Genomic DNA, 20210 nt, shown 5'->3' on the forward strand with positions numbered 1-20210 from the left:
TTAGACCTAAGGGCTAAGCGGTGGCAGACACCAGAATAAACCGACCTTAATAAGTGGCTTGCCTTCCGGTAGGTCACTTATTTTAATTTGGAGGTATGATGGCAAGACAATCAAGTGAGTATAAGAGACCAAGCTCAAACGAAATTATCGTTTTGCGTCGCTATTTTGAGAAGATGTTTGAAGCTGCAACTTTCTTTAATCGGTATTTTAGAAATAAGGTAGTTCACTATGGTACAGATAATGACATGGTAGCTATTCATTTTTCAACGACTAATTTTATGCACCTGTGTGGCATTGATTATCGTAAAGGACCTGCTAGTTTTTTTGATGATTGTTTGCTTCGACATCTTGTTGTTGATGATATGATGATTAAGCGAGATGGTACAACCTTTCAAAAATTACAAGTTTTGGGTTCAGTAGGAGAATTGATTGGGCAATATGTTCATTTAACCCAATCGGGGCGTTATTTATATTTGGAATTTGATTATGCTTTAAGGACTAAAAAACAAATTCTAGCATTGACACTAAAGGATACTCGTTCTAAAGTTGTTCCGCAGTCTCTGTTAGACTTGAAGCGACAAAAGACCTTTCCAATTGGTGCACCTGTGCAGTGCATTTATGCAAAATATCTAAATAATAATCAGATTGAGATTTATTATCTTAGAGAAAATCGAGATTTTTCTGAGTTCCTCTAATTGAAGTATGAGATTTCAGTCAACAACCAGCCAGTAGCCTTTTTGCTACTGGCTTTTTTCGTGATAAAATATGCAAATCCTTCTTGGTATGATGGGGCAAGATTAGCCAGTTCTTATGGTAATCGACAAAATAACCTCTAAAGGAGTGTCCCATGACCCTACCCATTCAAGTGAAACCAATTATTACCCAAGAAAAGGGTGAGAAACATGTCTTTCGTAAAAGTAAGAAATACCGTACGCTTTGCTCAGTTGCCCTAGGAACGGTCGCAACGGCGGTGCTAGCTTTAGGTGGCGGTGTCGCTAAGGCTGATGAATTGGCTACGACACCAGTTGAAACTCCCATTGTTCTGACGGATAATCCAGCGACCAACCTTCCTGAAGCCCATCCTGCTGAGACAAGTGAACACACAACGTCACTTTCTGAAACAGGTCAGTCGCAAGGAACCATGCCTGTGACCATTGATGAGACGACATTAAAGCAGGCAATCAATGACGCTAAGGCAGAGGGGGTGACAATTACATCAGGTCAAGACATGGACCTTGGAACTACCCAGACAGCTGAAGAAACCAGTCAAGGCCTTGACACCGCTAAGGCTGATATGGATAAGCAGGTATCCGAGCTGAAAGATGTGACAGCTAAGTACCAGTCAGATAAGGCAGATCATGCGGCGGAAGTGGCACGGATTGAAGGAGAGAACGAAACTCTGAAAACCAGTCATAAACAAGCAGAAGACGTGGCGAAAAACCTTGAGAAGGACGTCAATGCTAGTGTTTCTGATTTGACCAAGCGTTTTTCAAATGCCAAGGTAAGGGTGACGGATAAGACCATCACATCAGGCGATGGCACATCTCCTGAAGCCTATGAGGGCTACACCAAACTGGTCCAAGGGGTTAGTGAGCAGAACCAATCTGCTATTGACACCTATGTGATTAAAAAAACGGAAGCAGACGCTCAAACGGCTAAAAATAAGCAGATTGAAGCTGAAAATGCAGCTGGTTTAGCCAAGGCAAAAGAAGACAATGAGGCCATTACCAAGCGGAATCAAGCAGGTCAGGCTGCGATTGATGAGGAAAATCGCCGTGGTCAAGCAGCTGTAGATCAGGCCAACAAGGACAAGCAAGCCCAAGTGACCAACCGTCAGGCAGAGATTGAAGCTATCAAAAAACGTAATGTCCAGAAACAGGCAGAAGCCGATGCGACTAACAAAGCCAATGAAGCCTACAATGCTTCTGAAAAAGCTCGCTATGACCGAGAACTGGCTGAAATTCAAAAGGGTGAAGAGGGCTACATTTCAGAAGCCCTTGCTCAGACCCTTGACCTCAATCGTGGGGAACCCCAAGCCCAGCATGGGGCAGCCACTCGTAATCCCGACCACATTATTAGCACAGGAGATGCCATGCTGGGTGGTTATAGTCGAATTCTGGATTCAACGGGCTTCTTTGTTTATGACCAATTTCGGACAGGGGAGACCTTGCGGTTCAACTATTCCAACCTTCAAAACGCTAGTTTTGCGGGCAAGAAGATTACAGGTGTGACTTATGACATCACCAACCTTGTTTCGCCTGCAGGCACCAATAGCGTGACGCTGGTTGTTCCTAATGACCCGACAGAAGGCTTTATTGCCTATCGTGGAGACGGGACGGGCGACTGGCGAAATGACAAGATGGAATTTCGAGTAGACGCCAAGTACACCTTATCTGATGGCAGTCAAGTGACCTTCTCCAAGGAGCAGCCAGGTGTCTTTACCCACTCGTCACTCAATCACAACAACATCGGCTTAGAGTATGTTAAGGATTCATCGGGTAAATTTGTCCCTATCAATGGGTCAACTGTTCAGGTCACGGATGAAGGCCTAGCACGGTCGCTGGGGTCTAACCGAGCTCACGAAATTGGTACCCCTGAAGAGTGGGACACGACATCCAGTCGCTATGCTTATAAGGGGGCTATTGTCTCAACGGTGACTTCGGGAAATACTTACCGAGTAACCTTTGGTCAGGGGGATATGCCCACTCAGGTGGGAGGTAAGACCTATTGGTTTGCCCTCAATACCCTGCCTGTGGCACGGACAGTTAGGCCTCACACGCCAAAACCCTTGGTCAAACCTAGCCTTGACCCTGTTCCAGACCCCTTAACCTATACCCCGTCTGTCTATACGCCAAAGACCTTCACGCTAGAACCTCTAGTAACTTTCACCCCAAAACCGACTACCCCTGTTGAGGAGCCAAGTTTGGCACTGGTGAAGGTGGCTTTACCGACCCAACCTGTTTATGAGAAAACGCCTACGCCACCAGCGGCTCCAAGTGTTCAAGTACATGGTTACCGCTTAGAGACAAAGCCAGGTATTCACAAAGAGGTAGAAAATAGTGACCGTGTGTCCATTGACAAGACTCAGGTCGCTAAGAGTTCCCCAGTCAACTACCCTTTGGAAGTGGGGGATCTATCCCAAAATCGTATCACGACAACTAGCCTCATCTTTGAGGATTACCTGCCTGCAGGTTATGTCTTGAATGAAGCGACAAGCAAGGCAGAGAACACCGCCTATGATTTTGTTTATGACAGCTCTAAACACCTGGTTCGCTTGACAGCTAAAGACAGTCTCTTGTCTGAAGTCAATAAGGACTTAGCGAAGAGCTATCGCCTGACAGCTCCTGTTTTGTACGGTACAGTGGTCAATGATGGTGCGACTTACACTAACACTTACAAGCTCATCATCAATCAGGGAACACCAACCGCCTACACCGTCACCTCAAACCCTGTGACCGTTCGGACACCTGGTGATGGGACCACAACGACCTTGATAATCCCTGATAAGACCAACAAAAACAGTGATGGCGTTGTTATCAATGACACGGTGGTCTTGGTTGGTTCAACCAATCACTACACCTTGACTTGGGATTTAGACCAGTATAAGGGCGACCAGTCGTCCAAGGAGACGATTGGCAAAGGGTTCCTCCTCATAGATGATTTTCCAGAAGAAGCTGTGATGACCGATGATAAGGCAGTCATCGTCACAAGCCTAGACGGAAAAGCCTTATCTGGTTTTGTGGCGACGACTTACAAGAACCTGTCAGAAGCTCCAGAAAGGCTTAGACATCAGCTAACAACGGCTAAGATTAGCCCTAAAGGCGCTTTTCAAGTCATTGTTCCAGAAGACAACCAAGCCTTTTATGACACTTATGTCAAGACAGGTACTAGCCTTTTAGTGACCAGTCCCATGACGGTTCGTACTGACCTCAAGGATAAGACCTTGACCTACACAAATAAGGCTTACCAAATTGATTTTGGCAATGGTTATGCGACTAAGGAGGTCACCAATACCCTGGTGACACCAGAACCTGTCAAGAAGAACCTTAATGCAGACCAAGTTGACATCAATGGTCAGGCCATGCTTGTTGGTTCAAAAAACTTCTATACCTTGTCTTGGGATTTGGACCAGTACAAGGGGATTGTGGCGACTCAAGATGCTATTGCCAAGGGCTTTTACGTTGTGGATGACTACCCAGAAGAAGCCCTAGAGATTGACACCAAGGCTATTCAGATTTTAACACCAGACGGTCAGACGGTAAGGGATATTCTGGTAGAGACCTATCAGAACTTGGAAGAGGCACCAACGAGTTTGAAAGAAGCCTTGTTGGCCAAGAAAATCTCACCAAAAGGAGCTTTCCAAGTCTTTCGTCCTAAAGACAATGAGGCTTTCTATGAGACTTATGTGAAGACCGGTCAATCTTTGACCATTATTGACCCTATGACCGTCAAGGACAGCCTTTATAACTCGGGTCAGACCTATACCAATAAAGCCTATCAGGTTGATTTTGGATTGGCTTACGAGACGGAAGAAGTCTCCAATTTTATTCCAGTGATTACCCCTAAAAAGTCCAACACCACTGACAAGGGCGTGACCATTGATGGAAAGACGGTCTTACCTGATACCGTCAATTACTACAAGATTGTCATGGATTACAGTGCCTATAAGGGCATGTCTGCGACCAAAGACCAGATTGCCAAAGGTTTCTTTATGGTTGATGATTACCCAGAAGAGGCCTTGGATGTCAACCTAGACGGGATTCAGATTGTTGATGGTCAAGGGCAAGCAGTCAAGGGCTTATCCGTTAAGGTGTACGCTTCNGGTTTTAGTCAACCAAATGGAGGAACCGCTCAGAGTGATCCAGCTGCCCTAGAAGTCGTTAGAGGAGACCTCTTTGACAATTCTATCCCTGGAGGTGGTGATGGGATGGGCTATGCCTACGGCCAATGTACATGGGGAGTTGCGGCACGTATCAATCAATTGGGTCTCAAGCTCAGAGGACGAAACGGTGAGAAAATCCCCATCACAAGTGTTATGGGGAATGGTCAGGATTGGGTGGGTTCTGCATCAGCTTTAGGAGGTGAGACGGGTTCAATGCCTCAGGCAGGGGCTATTATCTCCTTTGCGGGAGGCAGTCACGGTACACCTATTCCTTACGGTCATGTTGCATTTGTCGGTGCGAGACGTTTCTAACTGAAAAGGTTAGACATGTTCTTGAAAAATCAACCTGATAGTCAGGTTAAATTTGAATAGAATGGAGAACTCTTATCTTGAAAATTGGAATGAAGGGGTAACGCCCTGAAACGATTTCTCTAATACTCCGACATGCGTTTATCTGGTGCAAAGGTAAAGGTATGAAGCTCGGTGAAGTCGGCTGAAAGATACCGTCATTCTTAAGGACTTAAGAATCGAAAGTGTTCCAGAGGTGGGATATGTATCTGATAGGTCGGGAGTCATAAAAAACTAAATAGGGTGAGAATGTGCTCTAGCACTGACGAACCAGCGAATGTACGCTCCGAAGGCGAGTACGTAGAAATGCGTATAGCAACGTAAGTTGTTTCAACTTGAGGAAAAGTAAGAATCTACGATATGAAATTCCTTGTTATGTTACAGGCATATCAAAGTTGAAAGGGTATAGCTAGGCACCTAAGTTTAGTATGAAAAGGCACCCCTTTTCTGTACAATTTTTATAAAGTGTTTTTGTTAAGCGATAACTCGCTTAACCATAGGTGTTTGGTAATCGAGACTACCGTGAATGCGATGATGGTTCCACCAGTGGACATAGTCCTTGGTTTTAAGGGTTAGTTCTTCTAGTGACTGGCAGGTCTCCTGGTTGATAAACTCCAGTTTGAAAGAGCGGTAGGTGCTCTCAGCGACGGCATTATCATAGGGACAGCCCGCTTGACTGAGGGAACGGGTAATGCCAAAGGTTTCTTTATGGTTGATGATTACCCAGAAGAGGCCTTGGATGTCAACCTAGACGGGATTCAGATTGTTGATGGTCAAGGGCAAGCAGTCAAGGGCTTATCCGTTAAGGTGTACGCTTCTCTAAGTGAAGCACCAAAGACGGTTCAAGATGCCATGGCAGGTAGGGGATTTGTGCCTAAAGGAGCCATTCAGGTCTTTACGGCAGATGACCCACAGACCTTTTATGACACCTATGTCAAGACAGGTCAGACCTTGGTTGTGACCAATCCCATGTCTATTAAAAAAGATTTGGTAAAAACGGGTGGTGACTACACCAATACCGCCTATCAGATTGATTTTGGCCTAGCCTATGTGACGGATACTGTTGTGAACAACGTGCCAAAACTAGACCCCAAAAAGGATGTGGTCATCGACCTATCTCACAAGGACCAGAGTTTGGATGGCAAGGAGATTGCTCTTAATCAGGTCTTTACCTATCGTCTTCAAGGCGCACATATTCCAGCCAATCGTGCGACAGCTCTTACAGCGTATAGCTTTAGTGATGATTACGATGAAACCCATGACCAGTATGACGGTGTTTATCAGGCTTACCTGATGACGGACGTGACCTTGGCAGATGGGACAGTCCTAAAATCGGGGACAGAAGTGACCAAGTACACGCTTCAAAGGGTGGATACCACATCTGGTCAAGTGTCTATTTCCTTTGATAAGGCTTTTCTGACCAGCATTTCAGACGCTTCCACCTTCCAAGCAGATATCTACCTTCAGATGAAACGGATTGCGGCTGGGGAAGTGGAAAATACCTTTAGCCATAGTGTTAATGGGGTTACCATTACCTCTAATACAGTTAAAACGACGACCCCTGAGCCGGTAATCCCACCGACACCTCCTACTCCAAAATCAGAAGTACCAGGAACTCCAATTCCAACACCAGTTCCACCACAAGCTCCAAGCCCAGTTGTCAGTCTCCCACAAACAGGAGAGGAAGCTTCTATCCTTAGTCTTGTTGGAGGTGGCTTGATGCTAGGTCTGGCGTATGGGTTACACCGTAAGAAGGAAGACCTAGAAAGTGAGGATAGCCATGCCTAAGACCCTTTATACCCAAGATAGTGACCGAGACGGTCTCACAGATGCCCAGGAACTGGCTTTAGGAACCAATCCCTTAAGCCCTGATTCTGATGGCGATGGGGTAGCTGATTTGGCAGAAATCCTATCAGGTCGCACTCCAACATTCCAAGAGATGAGACAGGTCATGCAGCACTTTTTGGACCAAGATACGTCAGCCTTTACTAAGGCAGTCATGAGTGTGGAGACCCAAATCACCAGTCAAACACTTCTTAATGACCTCTATGCTTACTATATGGCAACAGATGACATTTATCTGTTAGATGAACACCTCCGTCTAGTTGCGGATGAGCAGAGCGAAGTGATTAGGCAAGACCTGACCCGACTGTTAGACAAGCTCTATCGAACAGGGGATGTGAATGAGTTTATCTCAGAGGTCTTCCAAGGTCGGTCGTCTGCCTATTTGGTGTCGTCTGATGATTGGGAGTTGGGCAACTTTGACCCCTATAGTTTGGAGACTTTAGATGATTTGATTCGCCACCAGCTGGACGTAGATAGTGACGATTATTTCGGAGACTTAGTTCATTTGGCTCTTGCCCAAGACAGGTTGGATAGTCGTTCCCAGTTCTTACGAAGCTACATGGCAGACCTAACTAGATCTCAAGTAGACGCACAGCGAGAGCTGTCCATGACCCTCTAAGCGATTGGGACTGAGAGCTTTCTCAGTCCTTTTTGACTAAAGAAAATCAAAGGAGAATTACTGGATGAATACACAAGCCATCAGCCACCGCCTTCGGCAACATCAACACCAAGATTTGGCTATTAAGGAGGCTTTTTTACGCTTTCAAGCCCACCATTTTGATAAGCCTTGGGAAAGGCTTTTGGAAACCTTTATCGAGCAGGAAGGCCGTGTCAATCTTTTTCCAACTCCCTACGATGTGAGTGAGGAGCTAGTTGCCTTTCTGAACCAAGGAGACCAACCTTTTGAACATTTGGGCGCTTATGCTTATCATTTCGCTCAGGCTGGTTTACGGCAAATCCCTCAACTTACCCCTTTTGAAAAAGATATGGTGGTATTGGTTGCGACCTATAATCTTGCCGTTTATTGTCAACTTCTAGACCAACAGGGAAGCTATTATGGTGTATCCTTGGGGAGTTTGGTGCCTCAGATGAATCAGGTGGATTTTATCAATGTGTCTAAGGTGGCTAACAACCTAGCAGACCGCATTAGCCGAGACCTTGATTTGTTTATTTTGAACTATGAAGCCCCAACTATCCCAAAGCCAGAACTAACCTTTGAAACCACTGACCAAGATCTGGTTGCCCATTACGGTCAACCGGTGGCCAGGTTAGATAAGACGAGTTTACTTGTGGCGCACTTGCCAGCCTATCAGGACTTGCCCTTGGGCATTAAAGCAGACATCATTACTCAGTTCGACCAGAAAAAAGCAGAGCTCAGTCAGGTGAAGCAGGAAGAAACCGTCAGATTTGAAGAAGTTGATAATGTGGTAACGGCCTATTTGACCAATCAAGCTGAACCACTCTCTTCTTATGACCGTCGCTTAGGCAAGAGCCAGCACTATGAGGCCTATGAGCACTTGAACTTGACCCAAAAGTTTGCCATTTTAAGCCACTACGATGAATTAGCCAAACTAGAGCGACCGTTACAATTTCGTTTGGGTGACTTTGATGAGGAACGCAGGCAAACTCCCATCTATGAAGGGGAGACGATTTTTACCTATCTGGAAGCGGATGGGTCGGCAGATGAATTGGCTAGAGAGCCAGGTTCTCAGGAACTGGCAGAATTGGTAGACCTCAGTCGTCAGCTCTTGGCGAGAAACTACCAGCTTTTAGAGGCAGCTGGTGTACCCGTCGAGGACTTTCCAGAGAGTAGCCGAGGGGTCTTGTTAGATGCGGTTGGGAAATACCGTTTGCCCAAGGAAGAGTTACTTTATTTAGGGCAGTATCCTCATGCCCCAGTCAATCAATTGAGGCTTGCGGTTGAATTGCTTGACCAGGGATTAGACAGAGATAGCGTTACATTTTTCCTTGAGAGCAGTCTCCCTTATGAGCGTTTAGTCTTTGTGGCCAATCGCATGACCAAAGATGAGCTGAAGCTAGAGGAGGCTAAAATCTTTGAGCGAATGGCTCAAGCAGAGCCAGACAAGGCGTCTCGTTTATTATTGGAAGAACTTCAGGCTAGAGAACCGGAAACTCCTTTTGATGATAGCCTGTCAGAACTCAAGGAAGAGGTTCAAAAGACGTATCCTCTGGGAAGTTTAGCCAGTTATGGTGAACATCTATTTGAGGTCGCAGATATTAGGGAAGACCAGGGGCAGATTAGGGTTGCGTTAGCTGCTTTACCCGATGATGATGTGCTAGACAGTCCTGTTTTTTATGTCGGTTCTCTTGGGGCATTGGAAAAGAGCCAGCTGGTTTATCGACCAGAAAAGTCAGAGGCTTTTAAAGAAAGTAATGACTTTGCAGTAACAAAGGATTCTGATGACATCGACCTCTTTTCCTTCCTAGATGACAGTCAAACAGACCCCACTTCAGACAAAGGTCCTGCAGAAAGAACGGAGGCTCCAAAAGACCAAGCGGTTATTCAAGACGAGCCTAGTGTGCTTGAAAAGGAGCCTGAGCTAGTTAAGGTTGAGCCTGTTCAGAATTTTGCCTTTCCAGAGGACTTGACCGATTTTTACCCTAAAGGGACACGGGCTAAGGTGGAAGCTAACCTCGCAGCCATCCGTCTCGTTAAAGAGCTAGATAAGTCTGGGCGGCAGGCAAGCCCACCTGAACAGGAGATATTAGCCAAGTATGTCGGCTGGGGCGGTCTAGCCAATAGTTTTTTTGACGACTACAATCCTTAGTTTGAGATAGAACGGGCAGAGCTAAAGAGATTGGTGTCTGATAAGGAATACTCTGACATGAAGCAGAGTTCTCTGACTGCTTACTATACCGACCCAGCTATTGTGAGAGCTATGTGGGATAAGTTGGTCGCAGATGGGTTTAGAGGCGGACGGGTGCTGGATCCGTCTATGGGAACAGGGAATTTCTTTGCGGCTATGCCAGCCCAATTAAGAGAGAAGTGCGACCTTTACGGTGTGGAGATAGATGGTATTACGGGAGCTATTGCCAAACAGCTTCACCCCAATGCCACCATTTTCGTCCAAGGCTTTGAAGATGTGCCCTTTCAGGCGGATAGTTTTGACTTGGTTATTTCAAACATTCCCTTTGGCAATTTTAGGATTGCGGACAACCGTTATGACAAGCACTATATGATTCACGATTACTTTGTCAAAAAGTCGTTGGACTTGGTTCATGACGCTGGGCAAGTGGCGGTTATTTCCTCAACGGGAACAATGGATAAACGGGTAGATAATATCTTGCAGGATATCAAGGCTACCACTCAGTTCTTGGGTGGGGTTCGCTTGCCTGATTCTGCTTTTAAGGCTATCGCAGGAACGAGTGTTACGACGGATATTCTCTTCTTCCAAAAGGACTTAGATAAGTCGGTGACTGGTGAAACGATTGCTTTTTCAGGAAGCAAGCGGTATGCCAAGGACGACCGTATTTGGCTCAATCCCTACTTTGACGGTGAGGACAATCCTCAAGTTTTGGGAACTTATGAGGTCAAAAATTTCAACGGTGGAACTTTGTCCTTGAAGGGAAGCGGACAGGACTTGGTGCTAGAGTTGAAGGAGGCTTTGAAGCAGGTTGCTCTTCCACAAGTTAAGGACAACATCTTTATCCAGTCTCAAGTCCTGATGGAGAAAACCGTTGACAAGACCATTCCGCAAGCCATTTGGGATAGCCTTGAACGCTATAGTTTCGGCTATGAGGGGGACACGATTTACTACCAGGACCGTGAAGGCATTCGAGTAGGGGCTAAGACAGAGGAAATCAGCTACTATGTCACGGAAACTGGGGATTTTGTGGCTTGGGATGCCAAATACTCTCAAGCAGCTATTGACCGTTTTGTGGCTTTGACTGTGACCGATGAGACAGCTGTTGATGTTTACCTGTCCAAAGAAGCGACGAAGACGGGCAGACACAAGGGACTTTTTAAGAAAACGGTCTTCTATGAGGGAACGTTGTCTGATAAGGAGGTTGCCCGTATTAAGGGCATGGTCAACCTTCGCAATACCTATCAGGAAATGATTGACCTCCAGCGGGACTATGATTATGACCGTGATGTCTTTGAGGGTTTACTTGGGGACTTAAACAACCAGTATGACCGCTTTGTCAGACGGCATGGTTACCTCAATAGTAACGTCAACCGCAATCTATTTGATAGTGATGACAAGTATTCTCTTCTTGCTAGTTTAGAAGATGAATACATTGACCCTGTGGACAAGAAGGTCAAGTATAAGAAGTCGCTGGCTTTTGAAAAAGCCTTGGTGCGACCAGACCGTATTCTCAAAGCCGTCAATACGGCTCAGGATGCCCTCAATGCCAGTCTGGCAGAAGGTCGTGGGGTGGATATTGCCTTTATGATGTCTCTTTATCCAGGCAAAACAGAAGGTGATGTGATTGAGGAATTAGGGGATTTGGTTCTGTTGGATCCTGCTTATGCCCTCTTGGGAAAAGTGGTTTATGTTTCTCGTCAGGATTTTCTATCAGGCGATATTTTAACCAAGCTTGACCAGGTGGATTTGCTTCAAAAAGAGGACAATGCCTTGGCAGACTGGAGACACTATCAGACTTTGCTTGAGGCTGTCAAACCCCGTCAGATTGGATTGGCAGATATTGCCTACCGCATTGGCTCTCGCTGGATTCCAAACGAGGTTTATGGGCAATTTGCTCATGTGGTGATTTTGGGCGAGGAGAAAACCTTAGATGACCCAAGTTTAATAGATGTCATTGAGGTTAGTCCTATTGATGGCACCTATACTTTGTCTAAGGCTTTTACCAACCGCCCTGTGTCCGCCCAAGAAGCGGCTATGGGGGTGAGGGGGTCACGCTATGATAGTGGGCGGAAGGTGTTTGAGACCCTGCTTAATTCCAATCAGCCTACTATTACACAGATGGTCAAAGAGGGTGATAAGCAAAAGCAAGTGACCGATGCCCAGCGAACCAGTCTCTTGAGAAGCAGGGAAGCGGATATGCAGGGTCTTTTCCAGGACTTTGTCTTATCCTCTCCAGAAGTTCAGACCTTGATTGCGGACACCTACAATAGCCTGTATAACCGTACGGTGTCTAAGACCTATGATGGTAGCCATTTGGTTATTGATGGCTTGGCTCAAAATATTAGCTTACGCCCCCATCAGAAGAATGCCATTCAACGGATTGTGGAGGAAAAGCGAGCCCTTTTGGCTCATGAAGTGGGTTCAGGAAAGACCTTGACCATGCTTGGGGCGGGGTTTAAACTGAAAGAGTTGGGGGTGGTCAATAAACCACTCTATGTTGTCCCTTCTGGTTTGACCGCTCAATTTGGCCAGGAAATCCTCAAGTTTTTCCCGACCAAGAAAGTTTTTGTGACGACCAAGAAGGACTTTGTCAAATCTCGCCGTAAGCAATTTGTGTCACGGATTATTACAGGAGACTATGATGCCATTGTCATTGGCGATAGCCAGTTTGAGAAAATCCCCATGAGTAAGGCCAAACAGGAAGCCTATATCATGGACAAGCTGAGCCAGATGCGAGAGATTTACCTGAATAGTGAGAATGACTACACGGTCAAGGAATCGGAGCGGGCTATTCGTTCTTTGGAAGAACGTCTAGAGGAGCTTCAAAAACTGGATAGGGACAGCTTTATCGAGTTTGAGAACTTGGGCATTGACTGTCTCTTTGTGGACGAAGCTCATCACTTCAAGAATATTCGTCCCATCACAGGCTTGGGCAACGTGGCAGGCATTACCAATATCACAGCCAAGAAGAACGTGGACATGGAGATGAAGGTGCGGCAGGTCCAGTCAGAGCATAACAATCGTCACGTCATCTTTGCGACAGGGACACCAGTCTCTAATTCCATCAGCGAACTCTACACTATGATGAACTATGTCCAGCCAGATGTGCTGGAGCGGTATCAGGTGGCTCACTTTGATTCTTGGGTAGGAGCTTTTGGCCAGATTGAGAATTCAATGGAATTGTCTCCAACGGGAGATAAGTACCAGCCTAAGAAACGCTTTAAGAAATTTGTCAACCTGCCTGAACTCATGCGGATTTATAAGGAAACAGCTGATATTCAAACTTCAGATATGTTGGACTTACCTGTGCCAGAGGCAAGGATTATCCCCGTAGAGAGTGAGTTGACGGATAGTCAGCGTTACTACCTAGAGGAGCTGGTGGCACGGTCTGAGGACATCAAAAACGGTCTGGTAGAGCCGACGGAGGACAACATGTTAAAGATAACTGGCGAAGCTAGAAAATTAGCCATTGACATGCGATTGATAGACCCTGCCTACAAGCTGTCTGACAGCCAGAAACTCCTTCAGGTGGTGGATAATGTGGAGCGGATTTATCGGGAAAATATGGTGACAGAAAGTACCCAGATGATATTTTCAGATATTGGGACACCCAAGAAAGATGGCAGTACGTTTGACATCTATAATGAGCTGAAAACTCTCTTGGTCGATCGTGGGATTCCAGCCAACCAGATTGCCTTTGTCCATGACGCCAATACTGACGACAAGAAGAATAGCCTGTCTCGTCAGGTCAATAGCGGTGAGGTACGAATCCTCATGGCCTCAACAGAAAAAGGGGGAACGGGTCTCAACGTTCAGGCTAAGATGAAGGCTGTTCATCATTTGGACGTTCCTTGGCGACCAAGTGATATTGTCCGTGCGTCCGTAAAGGCGGTATAGTAAATCTACTTTTTGGCAAAGTAGTAGGCGTGACCTTAATGCCTATCATCACCCAACTGACCTGTGAGGGAAACCAAATATCAGGGAACAAAGCACGTTGGGAAACTCATAAGTTGATGAGTTATCACATCACGACTGAATGAGGAGATGACAATGTAACAGTTGTTACTGAGATAATTATAAGGATAAAATCTAAACTGATTGAAGGATAGTCTAAACGGTCTGTGTCAGGACTGTGAGGTAAGATAACTAAAATCCTCATACTATGGAACTTCATTATCACTGTTCGAGGTAGTGAAGCAAAGGGATTCCATAGCGTATTCATAGTAAATGAAAACAGATGAACGTCCTATCCGATGAAATTATCAAGCTATGTTACTATACCAGCTAAACGGAGATTACCTAAGTCAAAATGCTTGTAAAAGCTATTAAACATCAGGTTTATGAATATTTGATAAGGTAACGGAGTTCCCGTAGTAGTTCGAGCGTGTTAATGGCACGTACATGGCGAAGGGGAACAGTTTATAACATTAACATTATGGAAAGGAAGGTGTGCGAGACACCATGAGAAATCCTCAAAATGTGTTAAACAATCTAACAAAACACAGTAAAGATAAAAACTATCAATTTGAGCGACTTTATCGCTTACTTTACAACAAAGAAATGTACTTAGTTGCCTATCAAACGATTTACGCTAACCTAGGACACATGACACCTGGAGTAGATGAGTTGACGATCGATGGTATGAGTATGGCTAGAATTGACCAATTGATTGATTCCCTGAAAGATGAATCTTATCAGCCACATCCATCAAGACGAACCTATATTCCTAAAAAGAATGGGAAGCCACGTCCACTAGGTATTCCATCATTTGATGATAAGCTCTTACAACAGGTTATCAAAATGATTTTGGAATCCATCTACGAGGGACAATTTGAATCCTCTTCCCATGGTTTTCGTCCGAATAAAAGCTGTCATTCAGCACTTACTCAAATTCAGAAAACCTATACAGAAGTAAAGTGGTTTATTGAAGGAGATATCAAATCGTTTTTTGATAATATCAACCACGATGTGATGATTCAAATTCTACGAGAAAGAATTATGGATGAGCGTTTCTTACGCCTGATTCGTAAATTTCTCAATGCAGGATATGTGGAAGATTGGAAATTCTACAAAACCTACTCAGGAACTCCACAAGGAGGAATAATCAGTCCAATTCTAGCCAATATCTATTTGGATAAGTTTGATAAATATATGATAGATTATGTGAAGAACTTCTGTGAAGGGAAATACCGTAAACGCACCCCAGAATATCGCCAAAATGAGATTGCACTGGGAAAAGCAAGAAGAACACTAGAGTGTACTTCGACGGAAAACCAACGCCAAGAAGCCATTCAACGTATTCGTCAATTAGAAAAAGAAAGAGTATTGATTCCTCATAGTGACCCTATGGATAGTAGTTTTAAGCGTCTAACCTATACCCGATATGCAGATGATTTTATCTGTGGTGTGATTGGAAGTAAAGAGGACGCTCGTCGTATTAAAGCAGACATTAAGGACTATTTGGAAACGGTTCTCAAATTGGAACTCTCTGAAGAGAAAACCCTGATTACCAATGCAAGAGATAAAGCGAGGTTTCTGGGTTATCATCTGTACATTCGCCAATCCAAGTTAGCTAAGCGTGATTCGGCAGGACGATTGGTTAGAAATTATACAGGTAGGCTAGTTCTTGAAGTTTCGATTGAAACGATTAGAGATAGGCTATTGTCCTATGGAGCCATGAAAATGACCTACCATAGAGGTCACGAGGTATGGAAACCAACTGCTCGATATTTCATGAAAGACTGTGATGATTTAGAGATTTTAGAACGCTACAATGCGGAAATAAGAGGTTTTTATAACTATTATTGTATCGCTAACAACAGTTCTATCCTCCATCGCTTTAAGTATATTATGGAATATAGCATGTATAAAACCTATGCGACCAAGTATCGTACGACTAAATCTCACATCATCCGTAAATATAAAAAGGATGGACAATTCAGGGTACAGTATATTGGCCGTAAAGGAGATACAATGACCCGTTATTTCTATAATGGAGGCTTTAAACGTCAAAAGAAATCTTTCCTTGAAAACGATAACTTGCCAAATACGGCAAAATATTTCAGTCGTACAAATTTAATTGATAGATTAAAAGCAAATCGTTGTGAATATTGCCAAGCAACCGACAGTTCCCTAGAAATCCATCATGTGAGAAAACTCAAGGAGTTAAAAGGGAAAACTTTTTGGGAACATTTGATGATTTCTAGACAACGGAAAACAATAGCACTGTGTAAAGATTGCCATAAGAAATTACATCATGGCAAGTTAGATTGAGTTTATAAATGGAGAGCCGTATACATTGAGAGGTGTACGTACGGTTCGGGGGCGAGTATTTGGAAACCTGCTGTAGTAATACGGTAAGGCGCTGGGTACTTAGCCTACAGCGAAATGGTCGGCTGATTCGTCAGGGCAACCAGCACCAAGAAGTAGATATTTATCACTACATTACTAAAGGGAGTTTTGACAACTACCTCTGGCAGACCCAAGAGAATAAGCTCAAGTACATCACGCAAATTATGACCTCTAAAGAACCTGTTCGGGCGGCAGAAGACATTGATGAGCAGACCATGACTGCCTCTGATTTCAAGGCCTTGGCTACGGGCAATCCCTTTCTTAAACTCAAGATGGAGCTGGAGAATGAATTGGGGCTTTTGGACAATGAACGGCGTGCTTTTGAGCGAACCAAGGACGATTACCGTCAAACCATACGGGTGGCGGAGCGAGATTTGCCGGTTATGGAGAAACGCCTTAGTCTTTATGACCAGGACATTGAGCGGTCAAAAAATAGTAAAGGCAAGGATTTTGTCATGTCCTTTGGCAGCCAAACCTACACCGAAAAGAGCGAGGCAGGGGAGTACCTGCACCAACTGATTCGTCAGAACCGCTCAGAAACCAAGGAATTTCGCACCCTTTCCCATTACCGAGGCTTTGCCTTGAAGGTCACGACCAGAAGCCTGAGTGAACCTATTCCTGAACTGATCACCTTAAGGGTTGTGGGAGACAACCAGTATTCGGTGAGCCTGGATTTGAAATCCCCTATTGGAACTCTCCAGCGGATTAACAATGTGATTGGCGACATTGAAAAGGACAAAGAAACAACAGAGGCTTTGGCCAAGACCATGAGGGATAAGGCAGCCGTTGCCAAGGAACAGGTTGATAAGACTTTTAGTAAGGAAGAACATTATCAAAACCTTAAAGCCCAATACGATGTCCTTGCACCTCTGATTGAAGCAGGGGAGCCTATAGAGGTCATTGAAGAAGCCCTAGCTCCCTTTCTTAATCCGCTCAATCAGCAAGAAATCGTCCTTGACGACCAACTTTCTTTGGACATTTAGCAGCAATGAGCTGACAAAAGGAATGGAACGCGGTAAACTAATGGTAGAAGAAGAAAAGGAGAGACATGATGACAGACCAATTTGAAAACATGAAACACCAACTAGATAACCTTTTGAGTGAGGGGTTCAGTACATCTGACCAGTACGAGGCTTATCGTGACTTGAAAGACCAATACGAGACAGCCACAGGTGATGTGAGTTTTTCCATCCGTGAGTTGACTGGCCAATTAGAGGTTATCATGACTAACCGTGAGACCTTCTTCCCAGATCTTGATGAGGGGACACGGGTAGAGTATTTGGACTTGGTTGAACGACTTGAGGAGCTGGACAACACTAAGGCGACGTACTATCGCAGACAGCTAGGGGAGGCATAAGATGTTTGAAGAGTTAGGGCAAATTATTCTCATTCTCATCGCTATTGGAGGGATTCTTCTCTTGCTTTACCGCTTGTTTCTGGCGGCGACAGGCTTATTGCTCATTGGAGGAGGTCTCTTTCTAGCCTTTATGGAGGTTTATGGTCTTTACCTGTTGTTTACTGAAACAGACCTCTTTGTGATCGAGTTTCAGACCAATGGCTGGCTCAGTTTTCCGACCTTTTTTGTCGGGATAAATGTCTTGTTGGCTGCATTATTGGTTAAAAAAATAAGCAAACGATTGACAAAACGCCTCGCTTAACCCCACATTTGGACACCTTCGGGTGTCCTTTTTTCTGTGATAAAATTCCCAATCTCCTCATGGTATTCTTGGTTTATCATGACAGAAAAGAGGAAAAATTGATGATTGATAAAACCAAGCAGATTGTCCTAGTGAGTGTGGCCAGTCTTGCTTTACTAGCCTTTGTCTCGACTATGGGCTATAGCTTAGGTAAGCAAAGTGTGACCAATGAGACCAGGGCGGCTATCAAGCAGGAGGCTAAGAAACTACAAGATGAACAGACAAAAAAAGAGAAAGCCAGTCAGCTATCCCAAGAAAGCGTTGAGGCGTTTCTCCGTCACTACTTCACTAAGAAACAACTTGGCGAAAATAACAAGCGTATCAAGCCTTATTTGACGGATTCAGCCTACAGTGAAGAATTGACTCGCCAAGAAGACACCCTCCAGGAGGTCTACAAGGACTATATCTTGGACTATCAGTATCAGGAGGCTGATATTTACCTCAATCATGCTTCAAATGAGGTCTTAGCCGAGGTGTCTTATACAGTGACCTATGTGCCAGATTTGGAGCAGAAGGACAAGGCTCAGACCAATCAAGTGGAGAAACATCTCTTGCGTTTGACCTACACTAAACTAGGAGATAAGCTCTTGGTCAACCATCTTCAAACCTATTCGGTAGGCCTATCAGAAGCTCTTACTCAAGCACAAAAGACGACACCAGAGCCAGAAGCGATTCCTGAATTGCCAGTTTCAACCACAACACCCTAAGCAGAAGGCTGGCCTTCTGCTTTTTTGATAGGAGAATAAGATGATAACATTAGAGACGATTAAGAAGAAGTCCATCGTTGACGTGGCAGGGTCCTTGGGTATCCCTTTGAAACGTTTATCCAGCACCCTTTACGAGCAGGTAGAACACGATTCTTTCAAGATTTTTACCAACACCAATACCTTCAAATGGTTTTCGCGGGATATTCAGGGCGATGTCATAGACTTTGTGCAGCTGATGGCAGGGGTTAGCTTCAAGGAAGCCATTCACTTTTTGGACAAGGGAGATTTTCCAGAGCAGGAGGTACAGGTGTTAAAACTGGAACCGTTTCGTTATTATCTTCCTGAAAGTAAGGACTTTGGTTCTGCTCGCACCTATCTCAAGACCATCCGTCACTTATCTGATGAGACCATCAACACCTTTGGCCGGCAAGGTCTTCTTGCCCAGGGGCAATGGCAGAGCGACAACTTTTCAGAGCCTGTGGTTGTGTTTAAGAGTAAGGACCATCATGGGCGATTGGTAGGAGCCAGTCTTCAGGGGATTGAAGAAGACCCAGACCGATATAAACGCGGACGGTTCAAGAAAATCATGAAAGGCTCTCATGGTTATGCAGGGATTAGCTTGGCTATAGGTAAACCCAAGCGGCTTGTCTTTGCGGAATCTGTGATTGATTTGATGAGTTATTACGAGTGTCAGAAAGAGAAGTTGGCTGATGTCCGTCTGGTATCGATGGAAGGCCTGAAGAAGAGTGTTATCGCCTACCACGTTATCCGTCTAGCTTCGGAGGAAAAGGGAGATTTTCGTTTTCTTGATGAGCTGGACAAGGGGAGATTGAGCCACTACTTGGATGTTATTTTACAGACGACGAGATACATTCAACATCATGACCAGTTTCTAACGCTAGCTGTCGACAATGATGAGGCAGGGAGAGATTTTATTGAAAAGTTAAGAGACCAGGGATTTCCCCTTGAGCAGGATTTACCATCGTTAGACCTACTAGATGGCAAAGCTGATTGGAATGAGGCGTTGATGAGGCGAAAGTTGGAACCCTGTCTGGATGACTGGCTCTGTCAATTTTACGAGGAAGGTAGGCAGACCAGCTATTCCTCTCAAACCTTAGCTCTTGATTTGTGATGAAAAAATCAAGGGGCCTTTGATAAGCTAGATCCAGACCCAAAGAAGGAGGAATGCCTATGAGTTTGAGCCAAGTGGCTCGCCTAGAAGAAAAAGTTAAGAAACAGGCCGAGAAAGTGGCTAGGGAAGCGGAACGCCTTAACACCTATCAGGACCAACTCCAGGAAGCAATGTACGCCACCTTTATCACTTATCAAACGAGCAGTCAGATACGCTTTGACGAGGCTTTAGAGCGAGCTTTTGGGAAATTGTCTAAGCCCCATGCCCCACAAGAACCTAATGACACAAGGAGAACAGAATGACGACACAAACAGACTGGACCTATGACGGTTCACTAGACCAACCAACACCCACTACACCAGACCAGGAACGAGCAAAGATTGCGGCACTTTTTGGTAAAGGTGACCCAGCACCAAGTCC

8 protein-coding genes and 6 pseudogenes are annotated in these 20210 nt (G+C 45.0%); 13 read left to right on the forward strand and 1 reads right to left on the reverse strand.

The features are described from left to right. The first annotated feature begins 98 nt into the window (after positions 1-98). On the forward strand, positions 99-695 hold the full coding sequence (locus ACERC7_RS07280) for a PBECR4 domain-containing protein (protein WP_228025472.1): 597 nt from the start codon (positions 99-101) through the stop codon (positions 693-695). 152 nt (positions 696-847) lie between these two features. Continuing rightward, positions 848-5164, forward strand: a pseudogene (locus ACERC7_RS07285) (SspB-related isopeptide-forming adhesin); the annotation flags it as partial. Positions 5165-5704: 540 nt separating this feature from the next. On the opposite strand, the pseudogene ACERC7_RS07290 reads toward ACERC7_RS07285, so the two are convergent. Then, a pseudogene (locus ACERC7_RS07290) lies at positions 5705-5935 on the reverse strand (integrase core domain-containing protein); the annotation flags it as partial. Here ACERC7_RS07290 and ACERC7_RS07295 point away from each other — a divergent pair. The 11 genes and pseudogenes from ACERC7_RS07295 to ACERC7_RS07345 form a co-directional block, all read left to right on the forward strand. Next, a pseudogene (locus ACERC7_RS07295) lies at positions 5924-7018 on the forward strand (SspB-related isopeptide-forming adhesin); the annotation flags it as partial. The pseudogenes ACERC7_RS07290 and ACERC7_RS07295 overlap by 12 nt on opposite strands. Then, positions 7011-7157 (forward strand): annotated as a pseudogene (locus ACERC7_RS07300) (calcium-binding protein); the annotation flags it as partial. The pseudogenes ACERC7_RS07295 and ACERC7_RS07300, both read left to right, overlap by 8 nt. 601 nt (positions 7158-7758) lie before the next feature. Further along, positions 7759-13800 (forward strand): annotated as a pseudogene (locus ACERC7_RS07305) (DEAD/DEAH box helicase family protein). Between the two features lie 564 nt (positions 13801-14364). Beyond that, complete coding sequence (gene ltrA / locus ACERC7_RS07310; protein WP_373666573.1) at positions 14365-16176, forward strand: group II intron reverse transcriptase/maturase; 1812 nt, start codon at positions 14365-14367, stop codon at positions 16174-16176. A 104-nt stretch (positions 16177-16280) separates the two neighbouring features. Next, a pseudogene (locus tag ACERC7_RS07315) lies at positions 16281-17237 on the forward strand (hypothetical protein); the annotation flags it as partial. 68 nt (positions 17238-17305) lie between these two features. Continuing rightward, positions 17306-17611: a DUF5962 family protein gene (locus tag ACERC7_RS07320; protein WP_373666574.1), complete on the forward strand. Its 306-nt coding sequence runs from the start codon at positions 17306-17308 to the stop codon at positions 17609-17611. 1 nt (position 17612) lies between these two features. Then, entirely contained in the window at positions 17613-17912 is a 300-nt protein-coding gene (locus ACERC7_RS07325; RefSeq protein WP_373666575.1) for a DUF5966 family protein, read from the forward strand. Positions 17913-18013: 101 nt separating this feature from the next. Further along, positions 18014-18658, forward strand: a complete 645-nt coding sequence (locus ACERC7_RS07330) for a hypothetical protein (RefSeq protein WP_373666576.1) — start codon at positions 18014-18016, stop codon at positions 18656-18658. Positions 18659-18698: 40 nt separating this feature from the next. Next, on the forward strand, positions 18699-19790 hold the full coding sequence (locus ACERC7_RS07335) for a DUF3991 domain-containing protein (RefSeq protein ID WP_373666577.1): 1092 nt from the start codon (positions 18699-18701) through the stop codon (positions 19788-19790). 59 nt (positions 19791-19849) lie between these two features. Further along, a complete protein-coding gene (locus ACERC7_RS07340) occupies positions 19850-20092 on the forward strand; it encodes a DUF5965 family protein (RefSeq protein ID WP_373666578.1) in 243 nt (80 codons plus the stop codon). Beyond that, the coding region (locus ACERC7_RS07345; RefSeq protein WP_373666579.1) for a DUF5945 family protein at positions 20089-20210 on the forward strand (122 nt) is incomplete at its 3' end. The genes ACERC7_RS07340 and ACERC7_RS07345, both read left to right, overlap by 4 nt.

Source organism: Streptococcus sp. E17BB (assembly GCF_041807725.1).
GTDB classification, from domain to species: domain Bacteria; phylum Bacillota; class Bacilli; order Lactobacillales; family Streptococcaceae; genus Streptococcus; species Streptococcus entericus.